This window comes from Fibrobacter sp. UWB15 (assembly GCF_900177705.1).
Classification (GTDB): Bacteria; Fibrobacterota; Fibrobacteria; order Fibrobacterales; family Fibrobacteraceae; genus Fibrobacter.
In genome coordinates this window covers 617,661-640,641 of the sequence record NZ_FXBA01000001.1, presented here as the reverse complement: position 1 = coordinate 640,641, position 22,981 = coordinate 617,661, and the positions used below count along the sequence as shown (strand labels likewise).

Genomic DNA, 22,981 nt, shown 5'->3' with positions numbered 1-22,981 from the left:
ATTATATTTAAGGCATGAAATCTACAATCTTGCTATTCTCTGGTTTCGCTATAGCTACACTCCTTTCCGCCTGTGCCGGTTCAAACTCTGGCGATAATCTGGAAGTTCCGACGAACCTTCCCCCTATCTGCCGCGATATTGACTTTGTTGAGCAACCCGATATGCGAGAAATGTGCGGCGTTCGCACAGTCCACTCTTTGGCATATAAGAACATTCCGCAACAGCGTTACCTGATTAAACCGCAAGAAACATCAATTGTAAGATCTGGCGGAAAACTCGAACTCCGTTTCCAGAACTCCTTGCCGCTCCTTTTGGAAGGCCCCATTACCGAAGAAATGGAATTTTCACAGCAGAAGCGCCTCGAAAAAATCAAGAATTCCTACGATTATCACGAAATTTACAACAAGGGAGCCCAGCGTATCCGTATTTTCAAGATGGGAATCCCGACCGACAAGGGCAATGTCTACAATTTCTGCTTCCGCGTTCCCGAAAAGAAGGGTAATGCCCGTACTCGTAGTGTCGCCATGGGTAACCATATCGAAACGTTAAGTTGCGAAGACTTCGATAAACTTGTCGCTGAAAACGCGAAGACGAAATAGTCGGCAGTTTGCAGAACCGAGTTTGCAGAACTTAGATTGATTAATCTAAGTTCTTTTTTGTTTATTCCAGATTCTGCATTCTGCGATCTAAGTTCTAAAATGCTACATTTGGCGTAGAAAATTCATGGCAGAAAGTAAATACATTCATAACGCCCTAAAGCAAGTGCACGTGAATACCTCGTGTACGTCCGTTGTCGGGTTTTCGATTTCGGGGCTTGCGACCTATATCCAGCTCCCGGAACTGGATTTTTGTATTGATATGGGCGAATGCCCGCTTTCGGCGACCTCGTTGAATCACGTTTTCTTGACTCATGCCCACGGGGATCACGCCCGTTGCCTGATGCGTCATTACAGTTTGCGCAAGATGATGGGTGTTGAACGCGAAAGCACCTATTACATGCCCGAACGCATTTGCGAAGGAGCCCGTAACTGGATTCATGCCGAGGCCATGTTCGAAGGCGTGCCTGACACCAAGTTCCGTTACCCCGAAATTGTACCCGTCAATAGTGGCGACCTGCTGTTTTTGGAACACCGCAAGGACTTGGCATTTGAAGCGTTCGAAGTCAGGCATTCCATTTATGCCATGGGCGGAACCCTGTACCATTACAAGAAAAAACTCAAGGATGAATTCTTGGGAAAGACTCCCGACGAAATTATCAAGCTGCGCGAAAGCGGCACCGAAATTACGCGAGAAGTGTATGATCCGCTGGTGAGCTTTATGGGTGACTGCATGGGCGAAAGCCTGCTGGAAAACCAGCGCGTATTCCAGTCGAAGGTGCTGATTACGGAATGTACGTTCCTTGCCCCCGAAGACTACGAAATGAGCCACAAAAAGGGACACACGCACATTAGCCAAATTGCAGATGCGTTGAACCGCATGGGCGACCAGGTGAAATGCGAAAAGATTATCCTCGCGCATTTTTCGATGAAGTATTCCGAAAAATACATTCGCGAAATGATTGCAAAGGAAATCCCGGAGAAATTTTTAGATAGGGTGGTTGCGTTTATTTAGTAGACAGTAGGAAGTAGACAGTAGACAGTTGGAAGTAGACAGTAGGAAGTTGGAAGTTGGGAGTGGTTAGGAGCGTGAGGTTTTAATAAAGAATATGAGCGATATCGAAAACATTGAAGAAGTTGAAAAAGAAGTCGTAATTCCTGAATTTTACCGCGACTTGAAAGAAGATCCGGAATCGAAGGGACTGTGGCATTACGTGTTCCGCACGCACGGCGACCGCAAGCCGATTGCAACGCCTGACGGACTCCCCCACAAGCTGGATTTTAACTGGAAAGACATGTTCCCGAACATGGGTGACCGTGTAGAAGTCGAAATCGGAAGCGGCAAGGGCGGATTCCTTTCGGAATATGCGCCCAAGCACCCCGATACCGTCATTATGGGTAGCGAATGGGATTACACCTGGGCCAAGTTCGCCCAGCGCAAGATGGACAAGGCCGGCGCTCTGGCCAACGCCACCATGCTCCGCGGCGATGTATTTTTCTTTTTGCGAGACTGCGTGAAGGACAATACGGTAGATGCATTCCACATGTATTTCCCGGACCCGTGGCCAAAAGAACGCCACCACAAGAACCGCCTTTTGCGCCCAGACTTTCTGGTTGAAGTCGCCCGCGTGTTAAAGCCTGGCAAGCGCATTTTCTACTGGGGAACCGACCACCAGGAATACAACGAAGTCGCGCTTGAAGTTTTCGACAACTTCAAGGGTTGCAAAATTCTGGAACGAAATACCGCAGAACCTACCGAAGGGATTATGACCGGCTTCGAAAAGAAGTACCGCAAGGAAGGTCGCCCCATCTACCGTAGCGTAGTGGAATTCGAAAAATGACACTTAGTGTCAAGCTAAATTGCTAATTTATTTGCCGTATGTTAAAGCACCTGTCGATTAGTGGATTTACTTTGATTGCGAATGCGGAAGTTCCGTTCCGCGATGGTTTTACTGCAATTACCGGCGAAACCGGCGCAGGGAAATCTGTACTCTTGAAGTCCCTCCGCATTGTATGCGGCGACAAGGCGCAAGCAACCATGGTTCGTACCGGCGAAGAAAAGGCCGTCGTCGAAGCCACGTTCGATATCACTAACGAACCGCAAGTGAAGAAGGTTCTTGAAGAACTGGAGCTCGACAGCGACGACGAACTGATTATCCGCCGTGAAATCCAGGAGAACGGCAAGAGCCGCGCCCGCGTGAACGGAGCCGTCGTGGCACTCCCCGATTTGCAACGTCTGGGTGAAGAACTGATCCAGATGCACGGCCAAAGCGAACAGCTCTTACTGCGCGACATCCGCACGCATACGCAGATGCTCGACGACTTTGCCGGAAATGGAGATTTACTGGCTGAATATTCTAGCGAATGGACCGCCTGGAACAAGATTCAAGACGAAATCAAGGCTACCGAAGAACGCGCAAAAAACTTGGCCGCCCAAAAAGACTTTTTGAAGTTCCAGTTTGACGAACTTTCGAAAGCCGCCCTGAAAGAAGGCGAAGAAGAAGCCCTTGAAGAAAAGGTGAACAGCGCAAGCAAGCAGGAAGCCGAAACCCGCTACTTGAACGACATCCAGGGAATGCTGGGTGGCGAAAACGGGCTCTTGGACCAAGTGCAGATTTTGCAGTCCAAGTTGCGTTCGCTAGCTGCAAAGCTCCCGGACTACGAAGATTACCTGAAGTCGCTTGACGAAGTGACGGACCCTTACGAAAGCGTTTGCAAGGACTTGCTGAGACTCCGCCCGGCAGCAGCCATGAGTGCCGCCGATATTGACCGCGCGAACGCCCGCATTGCGGCGATTCAGAAACTCAAGCGTAAGTACCGCACCGATGTCGCGGGCCTGATTGCCTTGACTGAACAACGCAAGGAAGAACTTTCGAGCCTCGAGAACTTGGATGCGGACTTGGAAGAACTTTCCAGGCAGTCTAAGAAGGCGTTGGAAGCATTGCAGGCGACCGCCCTCAAGCTCACGAAATCTCGCCAGGAAGCCGCCGCCCGCTACGACAAGGCCGTAAGCGACATCCTGAATACGCTCGGCATGCCGAAGGCAATTTTTGCGACATCGATTACTATGCAGTCCTTGTCGCCGAACGGAGCCGACAAGATTGAATTCACGCTCGCCCCAAACCCCGGCGAAGGCTTCAAGAGCCTGCAAAAAGCGGTTTCGGGCGGCGAACTCAGTCGTGTGCTGCTTTCAATCAAGAGCGTGATGGCCGACCTCGACCGCGTACCCCTCTTGATTTTCGACGAAGTGGATTCCGGAATCAGCGGCGAAGTCGGCAACAGCATCGGCGAAGCTTTAAAGAATTTAGGCCAGCACCACCAAGTGCTTACGATTACGCACTTGCACCAAGTGGCAAGCCGCGCCAAGAACCAGCTCGCGGTCAGCAAAGAAGAAATCGATGGCCGCACGTATACGCATGTGGTCGAACTGGACCACGAAGGTCGTATCAAGGAACTATCTCGCATGCTCGGCGGCGAATCTGACACGATTCGCGAACATGCAAGACAACTTTTAGAAGTTTGACAGAGGCATTAAATGACACAAGAACAAACATCCGATATTAGACTGCGCTCACGCATTTGGAGCGTTTTAAGGGCTATGGTTTTTATAGCCGTCATTGTCTTTATCTGGATGGGAATGGCAAAAACCGCTACAGCCCTGGTTGCAATCGCCTTAATTATGGGCTGGGTTAATTTGTACCAACTTCGTTCGCAAGAAATCGAAAAGCCCTATTATAGACTTTGGCTGAACGTGATTGACGGATTCCTTTCGTTTGCAGTGATGACCAGCATTTTTGTGCGCGATTTATTGCAAAATGACCAAGCCGAAAAGTTGCTCGCCGTCGGTTGCGTATTCCTGTTGGCCCGTCTTGTCGCGCACACGCTCTTTAGCCTCGGCGTACTTCGCGAAGGCAAGTCGCTCCCCCGCAAGCGTCGCTGGAGTAAATTGTCAAACATTGCGATTACAGTAACGATGGGCGTGTACCTATTGAACCTGGAAGACTATCAGCAAATTTGCATGGTGACGTCGATTCTCTTGATTATCGCCTCGACCGTTGCATACGCCTACTGGTATTACCGCGACCCAGCTCACAGAAAGCCGCTTTCGATTGCAAGCCAGCTCACCATGAGCCGCATTGTGCTGACCCCGTTTTTCCTGTGGGTTTTCTTCTACGACAACGACCTGGATTACAGCAATAACAGCCTCGTTTTCAAGAGCCTTTCGCTGGTGATGGTGCTCGGCTTTATGCTGACAGACTTTTTGGATGGTTACCTCGCCCGCAAACTCGGCGAAGTGAGCACTCTCGGCAAGTACCTGGATCCGTTCAGCGACAAAATTTCGAACATGACAATCTTCATGTGCTTTATCGCTACGGGGTATGCCCCGGTGTGGATGGTCGCCCTCATTTACTTCCGCGAATCGAGCGTCGAGACGCTCCGTACTCTCGCCGCAAGCGAAGGCCTGATTATGCCCGCTCGTCGCAGCGGCAAATGGAAAACCGCACTCCAGGGTATCGGAATTGTAGCCATTTTGCTTGGCGCCCTCGACCCCATGGAAACGATTATTCCCAATTATCAAGCATTTTGGGCCATTTTCCCGCAAGCTGTGATGGGCGTCATCACCGCAATTACCATTATTAGCGGTATTGATTATTTCGTTGCCAGCAAGCATATCCTGAAAAAATTCGTGTAAAAAACCCTTGACAAGGCTATAAAAATTTACTATATATGGTGCAACCTCGACGCGGGGTGGAGCAGTTGGTAGCTCGTCGGGCTCATAACCCGAAGGTCGCAGCGTTCAAGTCCTGCCCCCGCTACTAAAAAGAATCCGATTCTTCAAGAACGGATTCTTTTTTTTTATTCCTGTCATAATTTTGAAGGCGCATTCTTGCTAAATTTGAGCCGTGGCGTTTTACTCTAACGAAATCATTCAGCAACTCAAAGCCCACGCAGATATTGCGTTGGTGATTGAAAACTTTGTACCGCTGAAACGTTCCGGAAATGGCCGCTACTTGGGCGTCTGCCCCTTTCACGATGATAGAAGCCCTTCGATGAATGTAAACCCGAGCCTAGGCATCTATAAATGCTTTGCCTGTGGCGCGGGCGGAGACGTATTCAAGTTCGTCCAAGAACACGAAAAAATGGATTTTAAGGGGGCCGTGGAATGGGTCGCAAACTTTACCGGTTTTGCACTCCCCCAGCTAGGCGCCCCCGAAGATAGCGAAAAGACCGAAGAACGCGCCATGGTCCGCAGGCTGAATGAACTCGCCTGCGAATGGTTCGAACAGCAACTCGCCCTTTCGCCTAAAGCGCTACAATACCTTTCGAGCCGCCATATTACCGACGAGACTCGCAAGCTGTTCCATATCGGTTACGCCCCGGATGGACGCGAAGGCTTTATCGGCTACGCCGTCAAGAACGGTTTTTCGCCGCTCGACTGCGTCAAGGCGGGACTTGCCGTCCAAAAGGAAAACGGCGGAATCTCGGACAAATTCCGCGACCGACTGATGATCGCCATCCAGAACCTTTCGGGCGTGATTGTCGCCTTCGGTGGCCGTGACCTAAGCGAGAATAAGGATTTTAAACGCGCAAAGTACATGAACAGCCCGGAATCGGCGCTGTACCACAAGAGCGACATTCTGTTCGGCCTGCACCAAAGCCGCCAAAGCATCGCGAAAGAAAATGCGGTGATTATCGTGGAAGGCTACTTTGACATGATCAGCCTGTATCAAGGCGGTGTCACAAACGTAGTGGCTGCTTCGGGAACAGCGCTGACCGAAACCCACGCAAGCATTCTTGCCCGATACGCGAATACAGCCTACTTGGTATTCGACGGCGATGCCGCCGGTCAAAAGGCAACCCTCCGAAGTTTGGAAATCGTATTGCCCAAGGGAATTGCGCCCCGCGTGTTTGCACTTTCGCGCCCCGATGGCACTAAAATCGACCCCGACAACTTTGTAAACGAACGCGGTGCAGACGCATTCCGAGCCGCTTTGCGCGAATCCGAAGACTGGCTTTCTTATTTGGCCCGCCAACACGACATGCAAAGCCCTGAAGAGCGCGCCCGTTTTGTGACTTACACCAAGTCACTCGTAAAAAGCATTACCGATCGCGAACTTCAAAACCAGTATGTAAAGCTGATTGCGGAACGATTCAATACAAGCCGCTCCTTGGCCCAAGTGAAAAGTCTGAAGCCGCAAAAAGGCCCCGAAGAACGCCGCCCGATAGCGGCAAACGCAGCCACCCCCGGAGCACCTGAAGTGATTCCGCAATTGGAGCAAGCAGCCTCACTCGATTGGGCAAGCATTCCGCCGATGGAAATCCGATTCGCGAATCTGGTGCTTCGTAATCCGACACTCATGGACCGCGCGCTGGAATATTTTGACATGGACTGGGCCGCAAGCGGAGTCCGCATGTTTGAATCTCCGGTGGTCGAAGAATTCGTGAATTCGGCAATTGCACTCTACGCCGAGACTGGCGCCGTTTCGCCGCAGTTGATGTACGAAAACGTGTCGCCCACGCTCAGGCTCTTTTTGGAAGGCCTACCCGAAGAAAAGTGGAAAACACCGCAGGAAATCATCGAATTTTACCAGACGCTGACCGTGTTTTCGACCAAGCTCTGCGACAGACAAAAGCACATGATTCCGCTGACCAGCAACGAAGCGGTCGAAACGCGCATGCAGATGTCCAAGTTTACGCAGGGCATGCAAAAACTGAACGCCCTGTTCAACGCCGAAAAAATCACCATCGACGCGTTCGCCGACCAAGTGGTCCGCAGCAAGGCTCAGCTGATATTGTTCCAGTCGGTGATTCAGGGTGCTCCGATGCCTGCGGCTCCGACGCCAGCCATTCCAATTTCTACGCCGAGCGTCGCCGCAGCCCCCGCACCGGTCCAAGCCGCACCCGCAATGGTTGCACCGACAACCCCGGCACCGAGCGCTCAACCTGTTGCAAATGCACCGTCACAAGTTCCGGATGAATTCGCCAACGAGCAAATGTCTAGCGACGAACCGCCCGAGGGTTTTGAGCCCCCGCCACCCGAAGACGACGAAGAATACTCTTACGGCAACGACGACAACTTCAACGAAGACTTTGACGACTTCGGGTAAACCGTTCGTCTGATTATAAGAAAAATTGATAAGACACTGGCCGCAAGTTTTTCTAAATTTGTGCCGTAAAAAATGATTCTAGCGCAAAAAGCGCCGGAGGTAATATGCTGTCCATCAAGAACCTTAAAGCAAGTATCGAAGACGGAACCCAGATTTTGAAGGGTATCAACCTGGAAGTCAAACCAGGCGAAGTCCATGCCATCATGGGCCCGAACGGGTCTGGCAAGAGTACGCTTTCAAAGGTCATCGCAGGCCACCCCGCCTACACCGTGAACGAAGGTTCCGTGACTCTCGACGGCAAGGACCTGCTCTCGATGGAAATCTGCGACCGCGCCAATTCAGGCCTCTTCATCAGCACGCAGTACCCCACCGAAATTCCGGGCGTGAACAACGTGGAATTCTTGCAGATGGCGCTCAATTCCAAGCGCACCTACTTGGGGCTTGAACCGCTCGCCGATGCCGACTTCAAGAAGCTTTGCGAAGAAAAGATGGCCATGCTCGAAATGGACGACCGTTACCGCGACCGCGGCGTGAACGACGGCTTTAGCGGCGGCGAAAAGAAGCGCAACGAAATTCTGCAGATGGCGATTCTGGACCCGAAGGTATCGTTCCTCGACGAAACGGACTCGGGCCTTGACATTGACGCTCTCCGCATTGTGGCTCACGGTATCAACCAGATTATGTCGCCCGAAAAGGCGGTGATTCTGGTGACGCACTACCAGAGGCTTTTGGACTACATCAAGCCGACTTACGTGCACGTACTCCGCCACGGTAAGATTATTCTTTCGGGCGGCCCGGAACTCGCGCTTAAGCTCGAAGAACAAGGCTACGACTGGATCGAGGAAAACTAATGGACGCCATTACCCGCATTAAACAATTGGGAATGCCGCGTCGCAATAACGAATTGTGGACGTTTTTCCCAGTCAACAAGATTCCGAATGTACTGGGCGCGGATGGAGATTGCCGCGTCGCAGACGTATGCACCTGCGACGAAGACTTTGCTAGCGAAGACGACTTTGCCGCCCTTCTGCCGATTGCCTGCAACGCCCGTGAACTCGTGAAGTCGATTGATGACGGCGAAAACGAAATGGCGATGCTCAAGTGCAACAACGACTTCGGTCGTACCGTCTTGAACATCGGCAAGAATGCCAAAGCAAGCATCGAAATCCTGGACAACAAGGTGATGCACGAAATTTGCGCCGAACGATTCGACATCAACGTTGCCGAAGGTGCCGAACTCGAAATCTTTTTTGCAAACCCCGCAAACGACTTGCCGCTGACCTTTAGGCATTTCGACATCAAGCAGGCCGCGCATTCTACGGTGCATTTCGCAAATGTTCTGCAAGATGCAGGCATCGGCCGCATCAGTGCGCGCGTCGAGTTGAACGGCGAAGGCGCGAACTTCGATTACCACAGCCTGAACATTCTGAAGGGTACGGCGTCTAAGCACCAGCGCCTGACGATTTTGCATAACGCCCCCGAAACAGTGAGCACGCAATTTGTACGTAACATTCTTGACGAAAACGCTTACGCCAGCTACGATGGCCAGGTGATTGTGGGCAATAACTGCAGCCAGGTGAATTCGAGCCAGCTGGTGAACACGATTCTCTTAAGCGACGGTCCGAGTGTTTCGGTGAAGCCGGTGCTCAAGATTTACCACGACGATGTGGAATGTACGCACGGCAATACCGTTGGCGAACTCGACAAGGATCAGATGTTCTACTTGACGAGCCGCGGAATTCCCTCCGACAAGGCCCGTGCCATGCTCACCAAGGCATTTGCGAAGGAATTGTTCCTGGAATTGCCTGAAGGACCTGCGAAAAAGCGATTGATGCAAGGCATCTGATTTTTAGCTAGAAAAGCTGACCCTGAACCAAGTTCAGGGTGGCGGTAGGCGTGACTAGCGGGAGTATACGGTCAACACGTCGGGGCCAATCATGAAGGATTCCTTAGCCACAAGACCCGTCGGTAATTCCGGATAAGCAAGGCCGTCGGCGCCGCTAGATTCTAGCGCACGATCGACCGTTGCGTCGGAGGACTGCCACAAATCAAGGCGGTTCCAAAGACCGCATTTAAAGATTTCTTCTGCAAGGCGTGCACCCGGCTCAACCATGAGGCGGTGCATGCCGCGGGCAGAAAGATTCGCATGCATTTCGTGCCAGTTGGCAACGAAAGAGGCATTACTTAAAGCGACGACTTCAATTGCGAAATTTTCAGCAGCCGGCGCCTCCCCTGCATTCAATTTATCCAGCGCGGGCTGCGGCACGCATGTAAAGACAATGGGTGCCTTGCCTTCTTCTACAGGCGTTTGAAACACGCGAAGGGTCGCTACTTCATCAGCGCTAAATTCGTGATGCCCGGCCCAGATGATTTTCACGGGATTATTCCCTTGGGCAAGGCGTACATCGAGCGAGGGATTGTCGGCAAGTACGGTGCCTGCGCCCACAAGGATTGCATCGCTCATGGCGCGAAGTTCATGATTCCAGCAATTGGCACCTTGAGCGGTGATTTTGAGCGGCGCATTGCACGCAGTACCCTTTGCACCACCTACAACCGCCCCCATGTAGCCTTCTTGCGAAATGGCCGACTTGATTTCGACAAAGGTCGCCTTGTTGCGGACATAGAAATCGTAGGCTTCGAAGAAGCGTTCGATTTCGTGAAAGAGCATACGGGCTTCGGCGATTGCCTCGGCGCGAGTTTCAGGCTCCCCCGCCATGGCAGCCGGATTGCCAGAAAGTACCTTGCAGCCGTCATGCGAGCAGGAATCGATCCAGCCGGTATCGGCAATCGCACGTTCGCAAGCATCCTGACCTTCGTAAACCTTGATTCCGGCTTCTTCTAAAATGCTTCGGCTCTTGCCGCGCACCACCGGATTCGGGTCGGCATGCGCGAAGTAGACTTCCTTGATGCCGGCTTCGATGATTGCCTTTGTGCAGGGGGGCGTGCGGCCATAATGGCAGCAGGGTTCAAGAGTTACATAGATGGCCGCCCCGCGGGCGAGCTCGCCCGCGTCACGCAGCGCCATCACCTCGGCATGAGCATTCCCCGGGCGCTGTGTACGCCCCTTCCCGACAACGATGCCATCGCGAACGACGACGGCACCTACGGCAGGATTCGGACGGCTGATGCCGACCGAGAAAAGAGAATTTTCAAAGGCGAGGTTAAGGTAGTTCATTACTTCTGCGGAAAGGCGAGGTAACCACCGAGTACATTATACACGCGAGTATAACCCTGACCCAGCAGGTAATTCGTAGCGGCTTCGCTGCGACGGCCCGAACGGCAGTAAATCAGCAAGTCCTTGTCTTTCGGAAGTTCAGCCAAGCGGTTCTTCAATTCGCCAAGAGGGATATTCTTTGCTTCAGGAGCATAGCCTTCGTTAAGTTCCGGCGGATTACGGACATCCACAAAAATGGCACCGTTCTTGTTCATTTCAAGAGCCTTATCCCAATCAATGGACTGCATTGCCGGACGTTCTTCAGCCGGAGCAGGCTTTGCAGCAGGCTGTTCAACTGCAGGAGCGGGCTGCGTCTGAACCTGAACTTGTTCGTCTTTCTTTCCTTCGCATGCAGAAAGCACAAGCAGCGAAGCAACAGCAAGTAACATCAACTTTTTCATTTTTTCTCCAGTGTTAAATTATTTACGGAACTAAAGTCATTTTCATCCAGCTGCAGATACACTCCCAAAACGCGGTATGTGTAGCCATCAGGGCGTTTCAACGGCACCGCATTGAACCACAGCAAGCGCTTTCCCACACCAAAGGCGCCTTTCCAAGATTTAGAAAGACCTTTTTCGAACACTTCCGAAAGTACGCCGTGGAAGAGCGAGAAATAGCGTGGGCGAACGACTTCGAGTAGGCGTTTGCCTTTGATATCTTCAGGAATCGGGCTACCAAAAGCAAGGGAAAAGGCTTGATTACAGCCACAAATCTTGTAATCTCGGTCAATCCAGAACAGACGAATATCCGGGAAAGCCAATGCGGACACCTGGGTCGATTCGCTCATGGCCGACGCTTCCACAACCGGAGTTTCAAGTTGCAAGTCCAACCTACGGGCAGAACCGCGGAACACAATCTTTGCGTTTTCTTCGGTATAAAGGCGACCACAGAACGCATACCAGTCCAACTTGCCGTTTTCACCTTCTAGGCGCAGTCTCACGCCGCGTGTTTCACTAAAATCTTGACCCTTGGCACGAAATTCCACAATACGGGCGTTCAAATGCTTGTCAAAGAAGGCATAATCTTCTTCAGGCATCATGGCACGAATATCTTGCACCCCCTGGGTTCTAGGAATTGCACGACCTTCGTCATCTACAAGAGGCGTCAAAAAAGTGAACTTACGGGAATCCACATCCATAGACCACAGAAAATCTCCCGTACTCTGAAGTAACATATCCACTTTTTCTTTCAATTCATCGCGCTGCGTACGGGATTCCACATCCAGGGTCACATTTTTCAGCAAAAGGACCATATGAACATCACCCTCCTGCTTTTGCCGTGCACGAATTTCGTACCAGTTCAAGCCATCCCCTGCATCTTGAGAGAATACGAAGGGAATATCAGGATAGGCGTCCAGACCTCTAATGTACTCCGAGAAACGCTTGTATTCCGGCGCCGAAAATACCTTCTTGAAGGACTTTTTGCGCATGATCAAGTTATAAAGGGGGTCCGAAATATAAGAGGGAGATGCGTCAATCAGTCGGCCTTCTTTAGAAATAATGACCAGAAAATCACTCAGGAATCCAGAAAAATTGGAATAGATTTTCTGCTTGTGGAGCAAGTCCCTAATCAAAAGGACCGAAATCACAAACGCCGTTGTCACAAGAAAACAGACAAAAGAAAGCGCTATCAAAAGACCTACAGATACCTGCATATCTACAATATAGTCTTTTTTCGGATTGTCTTAGATACCGTAAACCCAAACCAATCCCATATGGGGTAGGCATCGCCATAAGCCCCCGAAAGAGACCACCCCCCAACCGAGATTACCAGCGAAACAGAAATGGCAAACTCCGGAAAGCGGTAAGCGGATATTACTGACATATGCGAAAAATTCAAGTAGTTCCCTACATCAACGGAATACCCATCATATTCCACGAAAGTCCCGAAAATTTCACCATCGAACCGAAGGGACACCCCATAATCCATCTGGAAAAACGAACCTTGGTTGACTAGGGATGCCATTCCGGAAAAAGTCAAAGGCCTTTTTAGAACCGCAAACCCAACTTTATAGCGATTCAAGGTCCAGCTTTCTTCGCCTGGAAGCCAATCAACCGAAACACCATAACCCACGCCAGCAATCAACCAGGAACGTGTCAACGAAAGATCAGTCTCGGAATACACCTGCCTGTAAAGAGTATCCATTTCTGTATAGGAGCCGAAAACGCCGACCCGACTTTTCCACAGACCGATTTCGACTGCAGCCCCCGCCACTTGAAAGTCGGCCCCGGGTATTCGGGCATAGGCCACTCCAAATCCGGCTGCAGTCCCCTCTTCCAAATAACGGGCCGGAGTTGACTTGTACCCGGGCAACCCCGAAAAGGCGAGATTACCCTCGGGATTTTGGACAAATTCTCCCGGAAAATCCATCGCACAGGCAAGGCTCGCTAGCCAAACGAAGAAGATAACAGCACTTCGCATATTACGGCCTCAACAAGAATCCGACCAATTTTTCGTAGCGACCGGAAGAAAGCGAGATATAGGCTACGCCTATACCCGATAGGTGTTGAAGCGGTATATTCAGCCACGCATTGGAATAGGGAGACACGTTCATGTTCCATTGTTCTCGACCAGCAGAATCCAGTAATTTCAACACCACCGACTGTTCGCTTTCTACATAAACCCGCAAGGGCGTCTTGTTCACCCGCACAACGCGAGTCGACAACTTGAAGGTAAAGGGAGCCTTCTGATAAACCGTTCCTGCCCCGCGAGAACCTCGGCTGTCAATCGTCTTCTGGAAGCCCGGCGTATTTTCGGCGCGGCCCGTCCGCGGATTGAAACCCGAAGGGCAGGCAACCGTCGACTTATCCCATGCCACACTGTCAATGACAGAGTCCCCCTTGCAAATGGCAAGCGAGCCTGCCGTATTGTTCAAGTACCCCATGGCATATTGAATCAATCGCACATCCTTGAACCCGAGATATTCGCGAAGCAGGAGCGTGTCGCGGGTAAAAAGCACCGTCTCGTACGGGGCAACGGTGTCGCGCCGAGTCTTTGCCTTGCCTTGACTTGCGCCCCAGTTCTTGGCGCGGTTGCAAAAGCGGTAATCCTCTACCGGGAGCGGACGCCCCGAAGCATTGTAGACCTCCACCCATTCGGGTTCCGGTTCTACAGGGCAATGGTGAACCTCGGTAAAGTAGAGATCCGGAGTTTCGTCCGCTCGGGCCAAACCGAAAAAGAAAAACACCACGCCCCAAAGAAGCGTGTACAAACGCAAAAATGCATTCTGATTCATGAGACCCCCTAGGGGGTTACTGCCCTTAGCCAGTCAAAGCCGGCGCCATATTTTAGGGGCAGAGCGTTACCCGGAACCGTTAGTCGACGGTATATCCGTTGGGCAACATATAGGCAAGCGGGTTAACAGGGCTGTTGCGGACCCAGACCTCGTAATGGAGGTGAGGACCGACGGAACGGCCGGTGTTTCCCATATAACCAATCACTTGGTAGCGATGCAAATACTGACCCGGATGCACAATGGACAACTGCATGTGACCGTAGCGTGTCTTGATGCCGTTTCCGTGGTCGATCGTTACAAAGTTACCGAAGGTAGAACTCAACTGGGCGACTTCCACCACGCCATCGGCAGGAGCATAAATCGGAGTCCAGCGTTCGTTTGCGATATCCACACCCTGGTGCATTTTGCCGACTTCACCCGTCACCGGATGGATACGGGGGCCGAAAGCCGAGGCATAGCGGCCGTTTGTCGGAGAAATAGACGGAATGAAGCGCCACATGTAGTGCTTCTGATCCATGAACTTGTTCAGTGTGCGGAAAGAGGAATCGTTGTTCGCAAGCTTGCCCTGAATGCGCTGAGCGGTTTCATTCAAAATGGACATGCGTTCGTAGACCGGGGACGTCTTGCGCAGCAAAAGAGAATTAGGACTTACAGAACCACCCATACCGAGTTCACGAGATTCTTTATCCTGCACAGGCAGTCCAAAGCTTGCATAAAGGCGGTTTTCGTCCGAGAAGAAAGAAGCCGTGGTGTTCGACAGGTAGTCGAGGGTTCCCTGAATCTGGGACATTTCCTTGTCGAGCTTATGGCGCTCGTTCAACTGGTGATTCAGGATGCCATCGTAAATCGTGGTCGAAACCATCTGGACGACAAACAACAATACACCAATCGCAACAAAGATCCGAAGCACGGGCCATGCCTTGAAAAGGAACACCGGCATATGGACGGTCATCGACTTCGAGGAGTTCTGGAAGTGTATGGTTGTCTTGTAAAAATTCACGAGCGGAAAGATAGCAAAAAGGTCTCAGGTGGCAATGTAAAATAGTGTGACATGGGTCATACAGGGGGGTATACCATTCAAAAACGGCGATTTTCGTTCAAAATCGCCAAATCATTCTTCTTAGGGAAAGGAAAAAGTAACATTACACGAGGTGTAAAATCAAGGAAATTTACACTTCGTTATCGATATCGATAAAAGAGGCCGGGATACCCAGTTCGGCCTGGATTTTAGCAGCCAGGGCCCGGACACCGAAGATTTCGGTACGGTGATGCCCGCAGCTGAGCAAGTTGAAACCCAGTTCTTCGCAGGCGATAGGAACCGCTTCCTTGATTTCACCCGTCACAAAGGCATCGCAACCGAGAGCGATTGCTTCTTCAATGGCTGGAGCTCCGGCCGAGCCACTGCAGACGGCGAGCTTTTTAATGGATGGTTTGCCGTACATCAGGGAATGCTGCACGCCATGTTCGAACACGCCACAGGCCAGTTCCTCAAACGCTTCGCAGGAAACGGGTTCGGCAAACTCGCCCACGACCCCGATGGTACGCTCCCCTTCGCGGAGGAACCCTTCCACATTTTGGAGGCCGAAGGCGTTGGCAATCAAGATGTTATTCCCCACTTCCATATGACCGTCGAGCGGCAGGTGGAAGCCGTAAAGAGAAATTCCATGCTGCATGAGTCGGCGCATGCGTTCACCGAATTTACCCACTAGCCTGCAGTTTTCGCCCTTCCAGAAACCATTCGGGTGATGCACGATGATGCAATCGGCCTTGTTTTCAATAGCGGCATCGATGAGGCGATCGCGAAAAGAGACTCCGGTGACGATTCGCGTGACCTTGTCGGAAGCTTCGACGCAAAGACCGTCGACGCAGTAATCCCTGAACATCTTCGGTTCAAGCAAGTTGTCTAGCCATGTCGAGAATTCGGAAATTTGCATCGGGCACCTCTTTTTGCCTAAAATATAAATATCGAATCAGAAAGTCGCGGGCACTAGAGCCGCCCGAACCGGCCCTTGAGTTTTTTCAGGGCGTCATCTTCGATTACATCTTCGGAATCGTCGCCCTTGCGCTTGAACTTGAGGACTTCGAAGCCCTCGAGCAGGGCGTTTGCCTGCAAGTATAGTTCCGGATATTCAGGATCGTCTTGCGAGAGGCGCTCCATTTTCGAAAGCAAGTCACGGGCGTTTTTGAGCTCGTGGTCCTTCATGAAGCGGGCCTTGAGGTAGGGCCGGAACTTTTCGCGGAGCGTGCGCACCGATAATTCGGGGCGGGCAGGCACCACAGAATCACTCAAAAGACAAACCCTTTCAAACAGAATTGACTCTTTATCGGAGGTATAGAGCGCAACAATTTTACCGATAGACTTGTGGTTCGCCGTGATGACGCCGAGGGCATCGCGAGCATGGTCGCCGCCCTGGCGCATGGCAACCGAGAATTCGCGGAGAACGTCCCAATACTTTACGAACGCCTCGGCACCGAGAAGCGCCGACTCGTACGTGGCACGCACCAAGGCGAGGCGCACCTCGTCATCTTCGCTGCGAGAGGTCGCCGCGAGATTCTTGAAATCGTTGATTTTTTTTCCGCGGGAAAATTCCAGGCCGGTAAAGCGTACGCAGCGGTTCGCATCCAGATGGTCGGCGACGAGTGATTTGAGAGCCCAAGCTTTGAGCGCTGTCTTGAATCCGTCGGAATAGAGCCCCCCGGTTTCGAGCAAGTTCAGACGATCGGTTATCAACGCTGTATGCGCATCAGAGCCTTCGGGGGCAGCATTTGTGCTCCCTTCCACTCGCTTTCTAAAGTCCTGCCAGAAAGCAGATTCTTCAGAAGTCATCAGGGCCGATTCGCCGAGGCGCCAACCGAAGCGCATACCGCCGAGCGCAAAATCGATGCCGAAGGTCACCACAATCGGGCGGACTGCGGCGAACAAATTGAAGCATCCCCATTCCGGATTAAGCTCGACGGCGAATTTTTCCGGAAAGCCTTGCTTAAAGATTTTGGCATGCAGGCGCAGGTGGTTCTCTTTTTCGGGCGTCACCGTCGGAATATCGCAATCGATTTGCTTGATTCCGGCAAATACCTCGTACAGCGAGACCAAGGGTGACTTGTGCGGAGCGGCCTTCAGACGATCACAGAAAGCATCGTCGATAAAGGTGCGGCGGTTTTCAAGCTGTTTTTTTGCGGCCTTGGGCATTTCGCGCACGATGGATTCAATCATCCATTCGCGCCACTGGTGAATCGAAAGCGCAAGTTTCGCAGGAGTCAGTTGCGGAATCAAGTCGTAAGGCAAGTCGAGAGTAATGCCATCGTATTCCTTGGTCGCGTCAAAAACCATCTCGCCCGTAACCATGCGGCTAGAACCGTCGAGTCCTTCAATGCGGAACTGCTCGATAGAACCGCCGAGAGTGGGCTCGAGGTCGGCGCGTTGCGCCTTTGATGTATAGGGTTTAAGGTCCGAGTTTCGGGTCAAAAAATCGCCCAATGTATTTCGACCTCTCTCGTCTCTCGTCTGTAGGGCAGCGCCCGTTCTCTCGTCTAACTGGTCCAGCCAAAATTTCGCATCAAATTTCAGGAACTGGTCGGTGTGCTCCCGAATGTAATCCTTGAGCGTCTTGATGGAATTGACCCGCGGGGCAATGCGCACGTAGTAATCCACCAGGGCGTCTTCGCTGGGAGCAAGCCCGAATTGGCGCTTGCGGGCCTCAAGCCCATGCAGGTCTTCGACGACGCGCTCGTTGTGGGTCATGAAGGCGAAGGGGCGGGCCATTTGCCCAAGCACCACGGCCTCGCGCCAGAAAATTTCGGCACATTCGTCGGGATTTACGCGGGCGTAATCCACCCGGTGACCGCGACTGATGACAAGCCCCCTGAAGCTCACTTCTTCGACCGCTTCTACAAAGCCGCGTTCCTGATTCCAGGTCGGCATAAACCAGCGGCGGGTACAGAAGGGTTCTGCCACCTGCATAATCCATTCAGGCTTGATTTCGGCACCCTTGTTCAAAAAAATGCGGCTTGTTTCGCGGACTTCGGCGCTAAAGAGCCATTCCACACTCTTGCCGTACAAATCGCTACCGGGGAATACATGCGTTTCGCGGCCACTCACCAGTCGGTAGCAACCGTTTTCGATATCGCGGCGGGCAATGCCACCCAAGAATCCTGAAAGGAGAGCGATATGCAGGTTGTCAGCGTGGAAACTATCGAGTGGGCAGACGCGATTTTCATATTTCACGTCGAGGATGCGACCGAATTGTTCGTACAAATCAATCCATTCACGGCAACGCAAAAAATGGAAGCTGAACTTGTCGCAATACTTGCGCAACTTGTTCCACGATTTTCCGTCCCATTCACTGCAGAAACCATTCCACATGCAAATGTAGGTGAGAAAGTCGCTCTTGTGCCCCGCAAACTTGCGATGCAGCTGGCGGATACGGGTGCGCTCCGGCTCTTCGCTCGGCACCACTCGCGGGTCCTGAATCGAGAGTGCCGAGCAGACAATTAACGCGGGTTGTAGCACTCCCGATTCGCGCGCCCGTAAAAGCACCGCCGAAAGCGCCACGTCCATCGGGAGCCGCGTCATTTCGCGGCCAAGCTTCGTCACATGGCCACTGGAATTATCCGCAGTCAACGCGCCGAGTTCGAAAAGCGTCTTGTACGCGCCGCGGAATGCCGAATGCGGCGGCGACTGCAGGAACGGGAAATTTTCAAGTTCAAGCCCGAGGCTTCTGAGTTGCAAAACGACGTTCGCGAGATTACTACGCCGGATTTCCGGCTCCGTAAACTCGTCTCGCTTCTCGAATTCTTCGGGCGAATAAAGTCGAATACACACGCCGGGCTTTACGCGCCCCGCGCGCCCTGTGCGCTGCCGTGCAGACGCTTTTGAAATTTCTTCTACCGGAAGCCCCTGAATTCTTGACTGCGCGTTGTAGCGCGAGATGCGGGCCATGCCCGTATCGACCACGTAGGCAATCCCCGGAATCGTCAAGGAAGTTTCGGCAATGTTTGTCGCGAGCACCACGCGGGTTTTGCTCGTATGCTTGAAAATGCGGCGCTGCTCATCGGGGCTCATGCGGCCATAAAGCGGCAAGATATCGAAACTCGCCGAATCCAGTTCGTGGGCAAGCTCCCCCGCTAAATCCTGAATGTCGCGTTCCGTCGGCAAAAAACAAAGCAGATGGTCGCGATGGCGCGTTTCCAGGTCGAGAATCGCATCGCGGGCTTCATCCAGCAAACCCGAATCCCCCTTGCCACTGATATCGCGCCCCAAAACCCTCTCGTCTCTCGTCTGCAGGGCTCTGCCCGTTCTCTCGTCTGAAAAATAATACTCGACATCCACCGGGAACGTGCGCCCCTCGGCTTCCATCACGCAGCTGTTATCGTAAAATTCTTCAAAAAGTTTGGCATCCAGCGTCGCAGACGCTACAATCAACTTGAAGTCGGCGCGTTCTTTCAGCACCGTCTTGAAAATGCCAAGCAGGATATCAATATTCAGCGAACGTTCATGCGCTTCATCAATCACAATCGCCGAATACTGGCGGAAGAGTCTATCGCGGCGGAATTCCTGCAACAGGATACCGTCGGTCATCACCTTGATGGGCGCATCACTTTGGCCCTGCTCCCAAAAGCGAATCTTGGTGCTGACGAGCGTTTCGTCCTTGAGTTCTTCGCGCAGGCGGTCCGCAATAGAAATCGCCGCCAGGCGCCTCGGCTCCGTCACACCGATTTTAAAGGGGTTCTGAGGACGCGCTTCGCGCTCTGATGTCTGAGATTCCGAAACCTCTCTTCCTACTTCCGACTTCCTACCGTCTACTTTTTTAGCATACCACTCTAGCAAAAACTTCGGTAGCTGCGTCGACTTACCGGACCCAGTATCCGCTTTGACAATCACCACCTGGTGCGTTTCAAGCAACTCAAAAAATTCTTCCCGATGTTCAACAACAGGAAGCTCTGGGTAGGTAATTTTCAGGGACGACAAAAGCATTAAAAAAAGTGGCTAGTGGTTGGTGGTTAGTGGTTAGGATTTTCTAATCACTGTTTACTAACCACTGTCTACTTCCTACTGTATACTGTCTACTCTTTTATGTGTCCGCACTTGTCGCAAGTCAGCTTGTAGCTATTATCGGGGTCGACGACCATCACGCCGTCGCATTCCGGCACTTCGCACGGGAGTTCGCCCGGCATCACTTCACGGTAAGTTTCTTTTTCTGCCATCGATTATTCTCCGATTTCCTTGAGGTAGCGGGCCAACGCATCTTGCCACGTCGGGAGCGGCTTGAATCCGTTTGCAACAAGTTTGCTCTTGTCGAGGCGGCTGTTGAACGGACGTGCAGCCTTACTCAGGCCATATTCAGCCGTCGTTACCGGAACCACCTTGGTCGAAAGCCCTGCCTGCTTGTAGATTTCGCAGGTAAAGTCGTACCAGCTGATGAATCCGCCTTCGTTGGTAGCGTGGTAGTAGCCGTACTTTTCGGTTTCGTTCATGTCGATGAGCAGGCGCGAAAGGTCGAGCGTGTAGGTTGGGGTGCCGATTTGGTCGTTCACCACGCGCACGGTATCGTGAGTTTTGCCCACGTTCAGCATGGTCTTGATAAAATTCTTGCCATTGAGGCCGAACACCCAAGCGATACGCACAATAAAATACTTGCTGAGGGTATTCGCGACTGCAAGTTCACCTTCGAGCTTGGTCTGGCCATAAACATTCAGAGGTTTGTAATCCTTGCAGTCGGGCTGCCAAGGTTCCGTGCCCTGACCGTTGAACACGTAGTCGGTGCTAATATAGGTCATCTTGCAGCCCAGGCGCTTGCAGGCATCGGCAATGTTCTGCGTACCGCCGGCATTTACCGCGCGGACCTTCGCCACGTTGGCATCGTCTTCGGCCATGTCGACTGCAGTCCATGCGGCACAGTGGATTACGGCATCGGGCTTGATTTCAGAAAGAGCCTTGTCGACGGCGACAGAGTCCGTAATGTCGAGCTGCACATAAGGCATGGTCGTGACAGCAGAGCCGTCAGCCACACCGCTGTAGGCAGGAGCCATATCGGAGCCCACGCCCGTATGGCCGCGCTTTGCAAGTTCATTCATTACATCATGGCCCAGCTGGCCACCCACACCTGTCACAAAGAATTTCATAGTGTAAACCTCAGAGAGAAATATAGCATTAATGAAAAGCTGATGCTGAGTGTCCTCAGCATGACTCAAGCATGAAATGCCGATGCTGAGCGTCCTCAGCATGACAGTAGGCAAAGGCTGTATCTACAAAAAAAACACCCCGCGTTCGCGGGGCGCCTTCTCATCCACAATATAGGAGCATTTGGATGTTAAGTTTTACTGAATCACGCGTACCAGATTGAGCTTGTTACCCTGCTTGACCATGTAGACACCAGCCTTCTGGAACTTGGCGAAGAGAGCGTCAGATACTGAAGCACCGTTTGCCACATCCACGCGACCGAGGTTACGACCCTGCATGTCGAACACCTGGTAGGTCTTGCCAGTAGCGTTCAGGCGGAGGTCAGCAGCGATAGCCTGCGGTTCACCACCTTCCTTGCTGAACTTCACGTAGTCAACGTTGGTGTTGTCGTTGGCAATCGTGATGCGAAGAACATGCTGACCCTTGGTGAGCGTAGCCTTACCGGTAGCGTCTTCATAGGCATCCCAGTCGTTGCTTGTACCCGTGAAGGAGAGCGAAGCAATCTGCTTGCCATCGATAGCGAGGTTCAACTTGCCAGCACCGGAACCATTCGAAACAGAAGCCACGATATCGTATTCACCATCTTCAGCAACATTCACGGTATATTCCATCCACTGGTCGGCACTCGTATAACCGATAGCCTTGCCAGTACCGCTGTTCACAATACCGATATTGCTGTAATCGGAACCACGGTAATCCTTATCGACTTCAGCACTCGAACTTACACTGGAGTTGCCATAGGTAGAATCCTGGTTACCTTCGTCAAAGTTTTCAGCTTCGACAATACCCGGAATAGAAGCCGGGGTACCACCAAACGCCTTGCGTTCAATCGGCTTCGGCGGTTCAGGCGGGACATAGGAACCCACATAAACCCTAGCATGCGGGAAGTCCATGTGACCGCTGCGAACTTCACCATTCACGTTACCAGCTTCACCGAGCACCTTGGCTTCGTAAAGCTTACCCATGGTCAGGCCCATCTTTTCCCACTGTCTCATGTGTTCGGAAATATTGATGGTACCGCAATCACGCGGAGAAGTACGCACGCTGAAATACTGATAGAACGTCACGTTACCGGAGTTCTTAATAGCCGGACCCGTACGAGTGTTACGATAAACCGTATAGGTACCGCCGTCAACATTAATAGTACCCTTTCTTTCATTACCAATCCAGCTACCCGGCATATCATTGGCGAGGGTATTGTCGATCACGTAGTATTCCACCAACTGGCTAGCCGTTCCGGGAACGCCTTCCATCCAGCCGTAAATACCGATGTAGGAATAACCCACATTCTGTGCATTATTCTTGATGAGCTTGAATTCGGCAATCATGTCACCATCAAGCTGATCGTAGGTTTTGTTACTGCCGAGGGAAAGACCCGCGCGGCAGAGATAGTCCTTAGCACCGGAAATGTTACATTCCATGGAACCATCGCTATAGAAGGTTGCATCACCACCATAGCCGTTTTCGTCCCAAAGTTCGTAACCGATATCACCGATTTGACCGGTCTTGTTCGAAGAGACCTTCACAGACTGACCCGAGTGTGCAGCGGTGCTGCAGAAACTTTCAGTCTGAGCGAACGCACTGGTTGCAAGCCCAAAGGCAAGCACCAAGCCTGTTTTAACAAAAAGATTGGTTTTCATAATATACTCC

At 52.0% G+C, this 22,981-nt stretch carries 18 protein-coding genes, 1 tRNA gene and 1 pseudogene; 9 read left to right on the top strand and 11 right to left on the bottom strand.

Annotation, left to right across the window (positions count from 1 at the left end; genetic code table 11):
- Positions 1-14 precede the first annotated feature (14 nt).
- The 9 genes from B9Y58_RS02635 to B9Y58_RS02595 all read left to right on the top strand — a co-directional run bounded on the left by B9Y58_RS02635 (position 15) and on the right by B9Y58_RS02595 (position 9,551).
- Positions 15-599 (top strand): hypothetical protein, encoded by a 585-nt coding sequence (locus B9Y58_RS02635; protein WP_073053993.1) that lies wholly within the window; start codon positions 15-17, stop codon positions 597-599.
- A 124-nt stretch (positions 600-723) separates the two neighbouring features.
- The gene (locus B9Y58_RS02630; RefSeq protein WP_073053991.1) at positions 724-1,611 is read left to right on the top strand and encodes an MBL fold metallo-hydrolase; all 888 of its coding nucleotides are present in this window, start codon (positions 724-726) and stop codon (positions 1,609-1,611) included.
- A gap of 94 nt (positions 1,612-1,705) precedes the next feature.
- Positions 1,706-2,437, top strand: a complete 732-nt coding sequence (locus B9Y58_RS02625; RefSeq protein ID WP_072799580.1) for a tRNA (guanine(46)-N(7))-methyltransferase TrmB — start codon at positions 1,706-1,708, stop codon at positions 2,435-2,437.
- Positions 2,438-2,475: 38 nt separating this feature from the next.
- A complete protein-coding gene (gene recN, locus B9Y58_RS02620) occupies positions 2,476-4,119 on the top strand; it encodes a DNA repair protein RecN (RefSeq protein WP_073053990.1) in 1,644 nt (547 codons plus the stop codon).
- A gap of 75 nt (positions 4,120-4,194) precedes the next feature.
- Positions 4,195-5,289, top strand: a complete 1,095-nt coding sequence (pgsA, locus tag B9Y58_RS02615) for a CDP-diacylglycerol--glycerol-3-phosphate 3-phosphatidyltransferase (protein ID WP_234989094.1) — start codon at positions 4,195-4,197, stop codon at positions 5,287-5,289.
- 50 nt (positions 5,290-5,339) lie between these two features.
- A tRNA-Met gene (locus B9Y58_RS02610) sits at positions 5,340-5,413 on the top strand.
- Between the two features lie 87 nt (positions 5,414-5,500).
- Positions 5,501-7,705, top strand: coding sequence for a DNA primase (dnaG, locus tag B9Y58_RS02605; RefSeq protein ID WP_073053985.1), 2,205 nt, complete (start codon positions 5,501-5,503; stop codon positions 7,703-7,705).
- A gap of 104 nt (positions 7,706-7,809) precedes the next feature.
- A complete protein-coding gene (gene sufC, locus B9Y58_RS02600) occupies positions 7,810-8,556 on the top strand; it encodes a Fe-S cluster assembly ATPase SufC (protein WP_073053983.1) in 747 nt (248 codons plus the stop codon).
- Complete coding sequence (locus B9Y58_RS02595) at positions 8,556-9,551, top strand: SufD family Fe-S cluster assembly protein (protein WP_073053981.1); 996 nt, start codon at positions 8,556-8,558, stop codon at positions 9,549-9,551. Before sufC ends, B9Y58_RS02595 begins: the two co-directional genes overlap by 1 nt.
- A 54-nt stretch (positions 9,552-9,605) precedes the next feature.
- Here B9Y58_RS02595 and B9Y58_RS02590 read toward each other — a convergent pair whose 3' ends face one another.
- From B9Y58_RS02590 to B9Y58_RS14530, 11 genes and pseudogenes are all read right to left on the bottom strand, one after another.
- A complete protein-coding gene (locus B9Y58_RS02590; protein WP_073053979.1) occupies positions 9,606-10,880 on the bottom strand; it encodes a bifunctional diaminohydroxyphosphoribosylaminopyrimidine deaminase/5-amino-6-(5-phosphoribosylamino)uracil reductase in 1,275 nt (424 codons plus the stop codon).
- Entirely contained in the window at positions 10,880-11,320 is a 441-nt protein-coding gene (locus B9Y58_RS02585) for a rhodanese-like domain-containing protein (protein WP_073053977.1), read from the bottom strand. Before B9Y58_RS02585 ends, B9Y58_RS02590 begins: the two co-directional genes overlap by 1 nt.
- Positions 11,317-12,573: a PAS domain-containing protein gene (locus tag B9Y58_RS02580; protein ID WP_073053974.1), complete on the bottom strand. Its 1,257-nt coding sequence runs from the start codon at positions 12,571-12,573 to the stop codon at positions 11,317-11,319. The genes B9Y58_RS02585 and B9Y58_RS02580 overlap by 4 nt, the downstream gene beginning before the upstream one ends.
- Before the next feature lie 2 nt (positions 12,574-12,575).
- On the bottom strand, positions 12,576-13,340 hold the full coding sequence (locus B9Y58_RS02575) for a hypothetical protein (protein ID WP_073053972.1): 765 nt from the start codon (positions 13,338-13,340) through the stop codon (positions 12,576-12,578).
- 1 nt (position 13,341) lies between these two features.
- Positions 13,342-14,154 (bottom strand): hypothetical protein, encoded by an 813-nt coding sequence (locus tag B9Y58_RS02570; protein WP_109639648.1) that lies wholly within the window; start codon positions 14,152-14,154, stop codon positions 13,342-13,344.
- A 79-nt stretch (positions 14,155-14,233) separates the two neighbouring features.
- On the bottom strand, positions 14,234-15,154 hold the full coding sequence (locus B9Y58_RS02565) for a M23 family metallopeptidase (RefSeq protein ID WP_073053968.1): 921 nt from the start codon (positions 15,152-15,154) through the stop codon (positions 14,234-14,236).
- Between the two features lie 169 nt (positions 15,155-15,323).
- Positions 15,324-16,088 carry a Nif3-like dinuclear metal center hexameric protein gene (locus tag B9Y58_RS02560; RefSeq protein ID WP_073053966.1) on the bottom strand — a complete coding sequence of 255 codons (765 nt, stop codon included), beginning with the start codon at positions 16,086-16,088 and terminating at the stop codon, positions 15,324-15,326.
- A gap of 53 nt (positions 16,089-16,141) precedes the next feature.
- Positions 16,142-20,125: a DUF3418 domain-containing protein gene (locus B9Y58_RS02555; protein ID WP_073053964.1), complete on the bottom strand. Its 3,984-nt coding sequence runs from the start codon at positions 20,123-20,125 to the stop codon at positions 16,142-16,144.
- 89 nt (positions 20,126-20,214) lie between these two features.
- On the bottom strand, positions 20,215-20,355 hold the full coding sequence (locus tag B9Y58_RS14535) for a hypothetical protein (RefSeq protein ID WP_158212913.1): 141 nt from the start codon (positions 20,353-20,355) through the stop codon (positions 20,215-20,217).
- Between the two features lie 3 nt (positions 20,356-20,358).
- Entirely contained in the window at positions 20,359-21,273 is a 915-nt protein-coding gene (gene rfbD, locus B9Y58_RS02550; protein ID WP_073053962.1) for a dTDP-4-dehydrorhamnose reductase, read from the bottom strand.
- A gap of 423 nt (positions 21,274-21,696) precedes the next feature.
- Positions 21,697-22,971: pseudogene (locus B9Y58_RS14530) on the bottom strand (glycoside hydrolase family 11 protein); the annotation flags it as partial.
- Positions 22,972-22,981 lie beyond the last annotated feature (10 nt).